The sequence below is a fragment of the Candidatus Melainabacteria bacterium RIFOXYA2_FULL_32_9 genome (genome assembly GCA_001784615.1).
Taxonomy (GTDB): Bacteria; Cyanobacteriota; Vampirovibrionia; order Gastranaerophilales; family UBA9579; genus UBA9579.
The window spans coordinates 1-11,498 of sequence record MFRQ01000048.1 but is presented as its reverse complement, the minus strand read 5'-3'; the positions used below and the strand labels follow the sequence as shown (position 1 = coordinate 11,498).

Here is an 11,498-nt window from a genome sequence, read left to right as displayed (position 1 = left end):
GCAGATTAAAGGCTGAGAAACATTATACACCTGATACCTATTACTCTAAATTAATTCAAGTTTATAATAACTGTACATTTGGCGAATGTGTCAATCTTTAGAGTGGATTAGTGTTTTAAAAGCTTTTTTATTGTTTATTTTGTATGAGAGGTAACTTAAGATGTTTTTTAGTGCTTATTTAGGCAATAAGGATAACATGTCCAACTGGTTAAATATGATAAATGATTATGCTGACTGGTTAGGTTTTGATTCATTCATAGAAATGAGAAGTATTAATGATGAAAGAGTTTTTTCATTTGCATGGTTAAGGCATAAATTATCAAAAACAAATATTCAATTTATTGAGACTGACGGATACATAGTCTTAAATACAGATTGTTATCCAATTAACAGGAGGAATTTTGCTACTCCCTGGGAATACTTTACTGATAATTTAGACAAAAACATTATTCAGTTAGGTATATCACTTAATACAGGAGAAATCAGGGTATTGTCTCCTTTAGTTATTCCAGAACAATTTTGTTTTGCAAGTGACTCAAGGGGATGGGTACTAAGTAATGATATAAGGCTGCTATTGCAATGGAGCGATCTTGATATTGATGAAGTTGCTGTTTATTCTTTGTTTAAATACCGTAGTATCCCGGCTCCTCATACAATATCAAAGAATATTAAATGTATTCCGAATGCTCATATACTTAAAATTCTTCCTGATACTACAGAACCAGTATTTGAGTTATCACAGGAAGTTAGAGAATATATTTTTACAGGTTCATCGTCTTCAGATTTAGGAATAAAGGAAAAAGAATTTGAAATTATACTTGATGGTATCTTAAATGAATTGCCATTATCATCAATCCTCTTTTTTAGTGGAGGAGTTGATTCAACCCTTCTGGGGTTGAGATTATCTGAAATGAACCGTTCTGATGTAAGTCTAGTTAATTATACTAATGGTAGAAATGAACCTGGAGATTATTTGGCATCAGAAGTATCCAAATATATTAATTTGCCATTTAAGCAAGTTTGTTACGATCCTTCAGATATATCAAATATGGTAAATAGAATTTTTAATGAATATTCTTTTCCTTTCACTGATCCATCAACATTAGTAGCAAATAGTCTTGCCCGTTCAGCACTAAAACTATCAGGAGGATATACTCCAGCTGCTATTGATGGATCAGGGGCTGATTGTAGTTTGGTAGGAGATATACCTGTATATCACAGATACAGCAAAATTTATAAAATGCCGATGCCAATTCGTCATTTTGCAGCAGAAATGTATAAATCATTAAATATGTGGAACTATGATTCCTTTATAACAAGACCCTTCCGAGCAACAAGGCGCTCAGTATTAATGCCGTTACAGTGTCTTGAACTCAGTAATGTATTTGACGGTATTATCTTTAATACTCCAGATGATACTCTTAAAACTATAAAAAGGCGCTATATTGATGATGTGCGTCTTATTTTTGAAGGATTCAACGAAGAAAATAAGAGATTTAATGACTACAAATATACAAGTATTTTGAATCTAATATATGCTTCTGCATTAAGCAGTGCTTCAAAAACATTCGATTTTTTGCGTATGAATGGTGCAAAGCTAATATTACCATTTTACGATCCCAAAATATTAAGATTAATTTATTCAATAACCTGGAGTCAAAAAGTCTCTGAGGAACCTAAAGCTATATTAAAACGAATGTTGGCTCCTCAGATCCCACAGAATCTAATAAATTATCCTAAACAGGCATTTACACCTATATATGACATATTAAAAAACTCAGAAATGAAAGATTTTATGTACTCTACAGCATTAGATCAAAATAGTCCACTTAGTGCCTTTTTTGATATTAAGACAACAAAAAGAATCCTCGATCGGTTAAACCATATAGACCCTGATTTATTCTCTCTATTATGGGCTATTACTTTTACATCAGCCTGGATAAACCAACATAAAGGTGCTTTTAAAAATAATTATCAACTCATAAGCTAAATGATTGTTATGAAATTAAGGAAAAAAACATTTGTAAAAATTATGATTTTACTGCTATTTTACCTGGCAGGATTCTATATATTGTTTTTTTCTACAGTCTTCTCAAGCAAAACTGATATAAAAAAGTTTGAAAAAGACTCCTTTGGAGGAGTAGTTATCAATAATACGAATCATAATACAGAGATTATAGATAACGGAAAAACAATAATTTTACCTCCACATAAGTCATCAAAACAAGTTGGAGTATTTGATGCTGATTATTTTATAGTAAATCGCCCTACGTCATACAGGAATAAAGTTTATATGCACGGCATGATAAAATTTAATGATTTTTCTTCATTAAAAGTAGATTCGGACAAAAATTCTGACAAAGTCTCAGTCTCACTCAATATAATTGGTAACAAAAAATGAAAATACTCCTAGCAAATAATCATTTTTCAAATAATGGCGGAGCAGATGCTTATACTTATAATACGGGAAATGTATTAAGGGAAAACGGGCATCAGGTTTTCTTTTTTGCATCTGATAGAGGTAATTTTTTTGAAGAAAATTATGAATATTCCAGGTATTTTCCACAGTATATTACTTACAGATCACTAGCAAAACCTGATTTATTAAAGAATATTTTTAGACCTCTATATAATTTTGAAGCGAAAGAGAAGCTAAATTTATATTTAAAAGAAATAAAACCGGATATAGTTCATTGTAATTCTATTAGTTATCATTTAACACCATCTATTCTAGACAGTTGCTATAAAAATAATATTCCAGTTGTAATGACGCTACATGATACAAGATTTTTATGCCCTGCTGGAACTATGCTGTTAAGTACTGAGAATTATTGTCAAAATGAACTTTGTATTACAGGCAATCCAATTCATTGTTTAGCTAACAGATGTAAATATAAGAGCTTGCCAGCCAGTACCTTGGCCACATTTGAGTATTTTTTCAATAAATACTTGAGATTATTCGATAAAGTGTCAGTTTTTATCTGTCCAAGTAAAGCCTTATTAGAATTAGCTGCAAGATCAGGTATACCAAGAGAAAAACTGGTTCATATTAATAATTTTATAGATGATTCTTATTTTAAAGCTGAACCTGAATATAGTAATAAGGGATATTTTCTTTATGCAGGGAGATTGGTAAAAGAAAAAGGTGTTCATTATCTGTTAGAAGCCATGCGTAAAATCCCTGATATAGAGCTTCACATTGTTGGTAGTGGATTAGAAGAAAATAATCTTAAACAGTTAGCTTCAAATTTATCTAATGTCAAGTTTCTAGGCTTTAAGTCAGGTATAGATCTGGAAAACGAGTATAAAAATTGCATAGCTTCTATTATTCCCAGTAATTACTTTGAGATTTTTGGCTTAACTATTGTTGAATCATTTGCCTATGGTAAACCTGTTATAGGAAGTAACATCGGAGCTATCCCTGAAATTATAGAAAACGGCAAAAATGGCATTATATTCGAATCTGAGAATGCAGACGATTTAGCTCAGGCAATTAGGCAATTAAACACAAACAGAACTTTACTTTATGAAATGGGGCAAAATGCCAGACTAAAAGCCAAATCTATGTATATTTCTAATATTCATTATTCAAAATTGATAGAAGCATACAAATCATTAACTTAATTAGAGCCTATCTGACAAATAAATTATTGCTGTCATTGCGAGTACTTCGTACTGTCATAGGTCATCAATTGTTGCAATAATACCCCGCTGTCATTGCGAACCTTTTGGCAGGGATATTTTATAAAATCGATCTTGTGAAGCAATCTCTAAGCATCATTTTTTGAATTCTCGGATAAGCTCTTAAGCTTGATACATATTTATTACTTATGCTTTATTTCTGATTTATGAAATGAGGAACAAACAAAAAATTATTGCGTATTTTAAAACGCAAATCTGTCATTGCGAGCGAAGCGAAGCAATCCATTAAATAATGCTATAATTTGGATTGCCATGTCGGGCTTTCAGCCCTCCTCTCAATGACAATATCACTTTATGCGTAAGTATTTTTTGTTGCCTCCTTATCACTGTATATTTGTCAATTTACTTCAAATATATCTTAATTTTTGTAAAACTCTATTTAAAAAAAAGCAATTTTTCTTCTTTAGACGCATTAGTTACATGTATGCAATTTTTAGATAATAGAATGGAAGGGATCGAATGGAATTAAGAGGAATTAACCTTGGATGTAATAACAAACTTATTCATAATAACAAGTCACAGAACCTTAATTTTAAAGGAAATTCTGAAAAAATTGGTGATTCAGTAAGTTTCAGCTCTAATGGTAAAAATGAAAAAACAAATAAAGAATTTATCGATTATTTAAAATCTGCTACATATCAAGAACTTGATCCTAAAATAGTTAAAAAATACGTTAAAAACGGTACTAGAGTGAATGAAGCTAAAGATGAATTTGGCAGAACTCCTATTCACCTTGCCAGATCAAAAGAAGTAGCGAAAATTCTAGTCGATAATAATGCTGATGTTAATGCTAAAGATGATAAAGGTAAAAATGCTCTTTCTAATACTATATTATGGCAAAATGAAGAATTAATGAAATTTTTAATAGATAATGGCGCTGATGTTAATAGTAAAGATAATAATCAAGAAACACCTCTTTTTGATGCTGTAAGGTTAGGGAAACGTGGCTTAATAGAACTCTTACTGCAAAATGGCGCTGATCCCAATGCTAAAAATAAAGATGAACAAACTGCTCTTCATAAAGCCGCAATTTGGGGAGATATAGAACCAGCAGCAATTTTAATGGAAAATGGCGCTGATATTAATGCTCGAGATAAAAATGAGAAAAATCCTATTCAAACCGCTTTAAAATGTGATAATCTCGAAATGGCAAAAGATATGCGAATGATTCACAAGTTACTTAATAGCCTAAAATAATAATACTGATATAAGAATAAACACCAGCCTCCGAGAACAGAGACTGGTGTTTATTCTTAATTTTTGCGTCCTTAGATCAGGTATTCTCTAAAATTTGAAGTTCATCATTAATATTAATATTTAAATATGCCAGCTTAGCTGCTTCTAAAAAGCCTAGTAAACAGAAGAATAAGATTGTTATCGGTATTCTAAGCCCATCACTAGAATGGTATATAAGAAAAAATATTATTATGGCAAGGCTAATATTGCTGAATATCCTCACATTTTTATCTGTATCTTCAGAAAGAATATATCTTAAATTATTTATTGCTACTGAAATAATGGCTCCAAAGTATAAAATAGCAAATAAACCGTACTCATAAAACATAGCTAGATAAATGTTATGTGTACTCAGTAGCAAATCAGTGCGTGGAAACATGCTGGAAATGAAAAATATTTTTTCAATGGATGAATCAGCTCCAAAACCAAAGAGAAACTTGAATAAATCTAATTTATCACTCCAATCTCTAATAAAGTACTCCCAAATCATAAATCGAGTATCCAAAGTGTCAGCTGAAGAAAACCTATCAACTATGTTTGTTGCAGAATTAGCTATAAACTCTGAATTTTTTAGAAATAATAAAATAAATATAAAAGGTAAAAACTGGATAATTCTGATAAAAAACTTTCTACTTGAGCTTCTCTTATCTTTAAAAAAGCTTTTAATACTACTGATTTTAAAGTTTAAAACCATAACAGTTAATAAGGCTATAACCAAACCAAGAATTGATGTCTTATTTATTTGCAGTAAAACTACAGACAAGTAAACTGGAATAACAAAATTTAGCACTATATTTAATTGCTTTTTCCCTTTAAAGTCCTCCGTTTTGTCTAAATAGTACTTAAACCCAACAAAAAGCAGTATGAACATAGATACAAAGATGTGAAATCCAATGGTAGATCCATAGAAATTCCCTATTAATCTACCACCTTCAAATGTAAATTGTGTTATACCAAGTATTATGCCTAATACAGCAGCAACAAAATATGCTACAAATCCATAAGTTATGCACTTAATTACTTTTATTAGTCTTTCATTCACTTTATCAATAGTATTTAAACCGAAAAAAATCATCGATGAGATAATTACCGAAACAACAGGACTTAAACTAGTTAAATACATAACAATACTTGAATCATCCCTAAAATTGTTGTAAGTGAAGGAATGTGTTTTCATTGTTGTTTCATTAATCTTGGATAGCCAGATATCTGGATAAGTTGAGGTCCTGAAGTCAGAGTGATAAAAAAGAAAATAAGGTATACTTACCAGGAAAAAAATAAATAAGTATCTAAAAAGTGGAAAATTTGACCATAAATAGTTGAAGTTCTTAAAAATATGATAAGCCGCAATTAACAATGAAAGCCCAAATGACATAGCATATAGCTTTATATTTACTCCTAGAGGACTCAGGTAAACAAAGTCAATAAGTATCCAGAAAAATACCAACTGTAGAATTATATATGGTATTATTGTGGACTCAAGGGATTTTTTTATTATAAATATCCCAATAGTAAACCCTGCTGCTAGAATTGCAAGTATTATAAACGGATCAACATCAGATTTAGAACCAAGTATTTTTAGTAGAAACAGTGGTATTACAATTGTACTTATAACTATGATTAGCCTTGTACTTATGAGTTTTAAAAGCTTTTTATCTAGTTTATTCATAACCTAAACCCTGGCTACCGGATCTGAATGCACTGTATCAACATCTTTATCTAAGAAATATTCTTCTATTTCAGAGTTTTCTTCTCTTGTGATAACTCCAAGAATCTTAGTATTAGATCTATCAAAGTTATCAATAATATTAACCAGTTTTTCTCTGTTTGTTTCTAAAGCAGAGATTATAATTACTGCGTCTGATACACTTGCTATTGCAGAAATCTCTGGGAAAATAAATGGTTTAGGCGGAGTTTCTATCAATACAAACTCATTATGCTGTTTAAGGAAATTAACTACAATAGAAAATCCTTGAGTAGCAACATAATCATATATATTATCAATCTCTTTATTGATACATAAATAATGGAAGCCTATATCATGGCCATTGTCAGACTTAATAACAACCGGAATAAGAGCATCTTTTAATATTTCAGCCAAAACATTATTATCTGCTGATTTAGAAAGTCTTAAATGTTTGTTTACTTCATTAATAACATCAATTAAGTCTTTACCTTTGCAGGTTTCGCCACAACCCAATGTTTTAAGCAATTTTTGAGACTGAGTTGGATCAGTATCGATAACTACCAAAGATTTATCTAATTTTGACAGGGTTGCAGATATATTAGCAATAATTGATGACTTACTTCTTGATGATATAGTTGAAACAAACGAGAGAACCTGAGCTTCATCAAGATAAGACTTGGATACAATATTCGAGGTAATTGCTCTATATGCTACACCTAATGGCGAATATGAGTGCTGGATTAAATTCTCCATTACTTCATATCTTGATTTTATCCAAGGGATAATACCAAGTACTCTTTTTCCTGTTATATCTTCGATTTCTTGTGAATTTATCCATTTATCTTCTATTTCTTCTTTAATCCAGGCAAGCCCGAAAGCGCCCATTAAACCAAATGCCAGAAAACCGAAGAATCTAATCAAGAGTGTGCTCATAATAAATTTAGGATTAGATGAATTGGTTAAAACTATTATATTGTCTATAACTTCATTTTCTCTAATTTGAGCTTCTAATTGAGCTTGTTTTGCATTGTTATAAGCGGTTGCAAGTGCTTCTTCTTGTTTCTGTAGTTCCCCAAGACCAAGAACTTTAGCAGGTAATTTAGATTCTGCTTTTGATAGGTTTCTTATACCTTTTTGAATTCCTTTTAATTTAGCTGCAGAGGAAATCTTCTCAGCCTGAACTCTTGCCATATCAGTAACTATATCCTGAGAGGGTTTGTCATATATGCCTCTTGCAAGTAATACATTTCCTAATGATTCATCTTGTCTACTTACAATATTTCTTTTAATAGTATTTATTTCTTTTTTAGCACCAATTACATCCGGATAATTATCTGTAAATTTAGCACTTAATTTAGAATAATTTTGCTCAGCAACAACTAAATCCTGACTTAATTTTGCTAAATACGGATCTTGTCCAATTGCTGTTGCCCTAAGTGCCATTCTTGCGTTAGGTAACCCTAGTTGTGAAGATAAATCTGCTAATTTTCTATTGTAATAACTAACGTCACTTCTTAAAATTTCTGCTTCTTTTTGTAATTCTACTCTCGCCTTTGTGAGCTCAAGACTTTCATTTTCAAGATCAAAAGCCCCATTTTCAAGTTTAAAATCTTTTATTTGTCCTCTAACAGAGTCTAAGTTAGCTCCAATATTAGCGAGTTGACTATCTAAATATTCTCTTCTTTTGGTTTCTGCAGATTTTCTTATTTCAAGATTAATGATTTTAAACTCGCTTATTGTTTCATCTAATATTTCTTTTGTATTATTTTTGTTTATCCAGTTTAGTGAAACATTAATAATATCAGTAGAAGGTTCAATTTTTGCTCCAACTAAAGCAGGAAATACAGCTTCCCAATCTTCGGTAGATTTTACTTTTAACTTTTTCAGGTCTTCAGGATATTTTTCTTTTATATTGCTGTATACCCTTGAAGCCAGACTACCGGATTTAAGCATACGTGTAAGGTTAAAAAGTGGGTTACTATACCCGCTTTCTGATTGAATCATCGATTGTGCTTCAGTAGGAGTAAAAATACTGTTTTGAGAGATATTTCTTACAAAAAGTTCTGAAGTAGACGAATAAATTGGAGTATAAAAGAAGAGGAAATAACATACAAATAAAGCTAACCCCAAAACTATTCCTGCTAGAACAATCCCCTTCTCCTTGAAAATCAAGGCCAATATCTTGTTTTTCATAACATAATCACCTTATTCCTAACTTTCTAAATACTTGCAATTAAAATCTCTTTGGATCAAATATTAATGCCCAGTTATTATATGAACTTGCGAAAGAATTTGTAGGGCTAATAACTCTTGCTACATAATCAAATGCTTTACCAACAAGTGGTCTGGACTTTTCTGGCACATAGATTATGTCATTTGGCATAAGAATCAAATCATTGCTCATAGGATTAACTACAGTAGTGACAAGTTTGCCATTTGAATCAACTCTGCTTAGATAAATTTGCTTTGGAGCATATGCAGAATCAAGTAAATAACCTCCAGCTGATGTTATTGCCGAATTTAGATTTAGTGAATCTGATGGGTCAAGTTTGATAAGTCCGGGGCTGTTTACGTAACCGTATACTTTTACAGGCACAATTCTTGGAGAAAAAGTAGCACTGGCATATTTTTTATATTTTTCATCACTTATTGCAAGTGGTGTTGGTAATTGTGGAACATGAACACTGTCACCTGCCATAAGGTAAATATCCTGACTTGAATCTCCTTCTTCAAGAAGCTTCAGTAGATTAATTTCAAAGTTTCTGCCGTCTATATTATTCTTAATTTCTACACGCTCAAGATCAGCATCATGATTAATCCCACCAGCTGCAACAAGCATGTTTGAAAGAAGCGGAGTTTTTCTTTCAATTGATATTTCAGGCTTAGTACTTTGTATGTACCTATAATCACTAGTACTTGTGCTTAATTCATAGCTTCCAGGGTTTGCTACAGCACCCGTAATATAAACAATAAAGGGTTTGCTTTCATCCAAATTAACTGAAACTTGAGGATCTACAAGATAATAACTGTATTTTTCAACAAGTAAATTATGCAATTCATCTATAGTAAGGCCAGCGACACTTATTGATCCTAAAGGTGTAATTATAACCCTGCCGTCAGGCTGAACACGTACTTTTTTTTGATCAAAATCAGGAACATTGTATATAGATATACTTATAATGTCATTTGGTCCAAGAATGTATTTTCTAGTGGTAAAACTTTGGTCTAGATGTAAAGAAAATTTCCTGTTATCACTATTTTCCTTAACGGTAATATCCTCAGGCATAGCATGTGCTGCTTGTAACATACAAGCAAAAACTAAGCTCATAAGTGTTATTTTTTTCATAATATTATTACCCTTAAATCTACCCGCTAACATATATAAATGAATTACATAGAAAAAGACGATTTATCATAATCCCCAAATATACAATCCTTCTGTACACCTTTTTTTATAACCTGGATTTGATAATTAGAATTATTAAAGATTTAATCCTTAATTTAATCTCATTTAGAACATTCATTAGCTTATTAAAAATACTAAATAGCCCGAGTCGCTAGTTAGCTAAAACCAGCATGAATATTAAATAATAATCATTTTTTGCTAATTAATTTCAAAGCAAAAATTTATGTAGATGGCAATTCAAGTTAACTAGATAAACAGCAAAATGCCTGTAGGTAATACCAAGTGGTTAAAATTTTATTAAAAGCAGCTGGAATATATTTAAATATAGACGATGGTTTAATGAAATTTAAATTTTCAGGAGTAATATATATTTAATTATTTTCAAAGTATTTTTATTTTGAAGAAACTAAGGAGAAGGAGTTATATTATGGCATACGAACATTCAAAACCAGGACCGGAACCAGGACATGCTTATGGTGCAGCAGCAATTACTCAAGCTATTAGAGGCGCTGATTTTCCAATGTCAAAGCAAGACCTTATTAACATGTATGGTGACAAAGAAGTTGAATACACAAAAGGTAATCCTCAAAGATTAAGAGACATTCTAGAAAAATTACCAGGTGAAACATATAATTCACCTGCTGATTTAGAACACGCTGTTCACGAAATGATGATGTAAACGCTCAACTACAAATAATAAAACCCGCAATATTGCGGGTTTTATTATTTGTAGTATTTTAGATGATATATTTCCCAGTGCAGATAAGTTTTCTGGGATTCATGTTTATCCTTTTGTCTAATGTATTAAATTTAAATAGTTATAACATGTTCCTAAGTAAAGTTATAATAAATAACTTGATAAGATAAGGAGGAAATCATGGGCGAACGTGGACCAGAACCAGGACATGCTTATGGTGCAGCAGCGGTAACAATGGCAATTAAAGGTGCTGACTTTCCAATGTCAAAAGAAGATTTAATTAGCAAATATGGTGACAAAGAAGTTGAAATTACAAAAGGTAATCCTCAAAAATTGAGAGATGTACTTAATAACATTCCTTCTGAAACATTCAATTCACCAGTAGAATTAGAAAAAGCTGTAGCTAAATACATATAAATTTATCTTAAGTAGATAAAAGCCCTCAGCCAATGAGGGCTTTTATCATTTCAATCATACTATATAAATATTATTTATAATTAAAACAAAAGGATTTAGAATATGGTCATTCATTACTATGAAGAAATTGTACATATAAAAGTAAATTCAATTGAAATAGAAGGTTCTCTTGAAATTCCAGCTAATGCTAAAGGAATAGTATTGTTTGCGCATGGAAGCGGAAGTAGTAGATACAGCCCTAGAAATAACTTTGTAGCTCAAGTTTTTCGCCAAAACGGACTTGCTACATTACTTATTGATCTATTGACTGAAACAGAAGACTTAATATATAAAACACGTTTCGATATAGATTT

Annotated in this window: 9 protein-coding genes and 1 pseudogene; 7 read left to right on the top strand and 3 right to left on the bottom strand. The window is 31.1% G+C overall.

Going from position 1 to position 11,498, the window contains the following annotated elements; genetic code table 11:
- The first annotated feature begins 160 nt into the window (after positions 1 to 160).
- The 4 genes from A2255_11125 to A2255_11110 all read left to right on the top strand — a co-directional run bounded on the left by A2255_11125 (position 161) and on the right by A2255_11110 (position 4,899).
- On the top strand, positions 161 to 1,990 hold the full coding sequence (locus A2255_11125) for a hypothetical protein (GenBank protein ID OGI21874.1): 1,830 nt from the start codon (positions 161 to 163) through the stop codon (positions 1,988 to 1,990).
- Entirely contained in the window at positions 1,991 to 2,401 is a 411-nt protein-coding gene (locus tag A2255_11120) for a hypothetical protein (protein ID OGI21873.1), read from the top strand.
- Positions 2,398 to 3,624 carry a hypothetical protein gene (locus A2255_11115; GenBank protein OGI21872.1) on the top strand — a complete coding sequence of 409 codons (1,227 nt, stop codon included), beginning with the start codon at positions 2,398 to 2,400 and terminating at the stop codon, positions 3,622 to 3,624. Before A2255_11120 ends, A2255_11115 begins: the two co-directional genes overlap by 4 nt.
- Positions 3,625 to 4,161: 537 nt before the next feature.
- Positions 4,162 to 4,899 carry a hypothetical protein gene (locus A2255_11110; GenBank protein ID OGI21871.1) on the top strand — a complete coding sequence of 246 codons (738 nt, stop codon included), beginning with the start codon at positions 4,162 to 4,164 and terminating at the stop codon, positions 4,897 to 4,899.
- Between the two features lie 76 nt (positions 4,900 to 4,975).
- On the opposite strand, the gene A2255_11105 is transcribed toward A2255_11110, so the two are convergent.
- Genes A2255_11105 through A2255_11095 form a run of 3 tightly spaced genes read right to left on the bottom strand, consistent with a single transcriptional unit; the run spans position 4,976 to position 9,971 of the window.
- Positions 4,976 to 6,607: a hypothetical protein gene (locus A2255_11105; GenBank protein OGI21870.1), complete on the bottom strand. Its 1,632-nt coding sequence runs from the start codon at positions 6,605 to 6,607 to the stop codon at positions 4,976 to 4,978.
- 3 nt (positions 6,608 to 6,610) lie between these two features.
- On the bottom strand, positions 6,611 to 8,818 hold the full coding sequence (locus tag A2255_11100) for a hypothetical protein (GenBank protein ID OGI21869.1): 2,208 nt from the start codon (positions 8,816 to 8,818) through the stop codon (positions 6,611 to 6,613).
- Positions 8,819 to 8,858: 40 nt separating this feature from the next.
- Positions 8,859 to 9,971 (bottom strand): hypothetical protein, encoded by a 1,113-nt coding sequence (locus A2255_11095; protein OGI21868.1) that lies wholly within the window; start codon positions 9,969 to 9,971, stop codon positions 8,859 to 8,861.
- Between the two features lie 487 nt (positions 9,972 to 10,458).
- Between A2255_11095 and A2255_11090 the strand changes: the two genes are divergently transcribed.
- The 3 genes and pseudogenes from A2255_11090 to A2255_11080 all read left to right on the top strand — a co-directional run bounded on the left by A2255_11090 (position 10,459) and on the right by A2255_11080 (position 11,498).
- Positions 10,459 to 10,710 (top strand): hypothetical protein, encoded by a 252-nt coding sequence (locus tag A2255_11090; GenBank protein OGI21867.1) that lies wholly within the window; start codon positions 10,459 to 10,461, stop codon positions 10,708 to 10,710.
- Between the two features lie 198 nt (positions 10,711 to 10,908).
- Positions 10,909 to 11,145, top strand: coding sequence for a hypothetical protein (locus tag A2255_11085; GenBank protein OGI21866.1), 237 nt, complete (start codon positions 10,909 to 10,911; stop codon positions 11,143 to 11,145).
- Positions 11,146 to 11,247: 102 nt separating this feature from the next.
- A pseudogene (locus A2255_11080) lies at positions 11,248 to 11,498 on the top strand (hydrolase).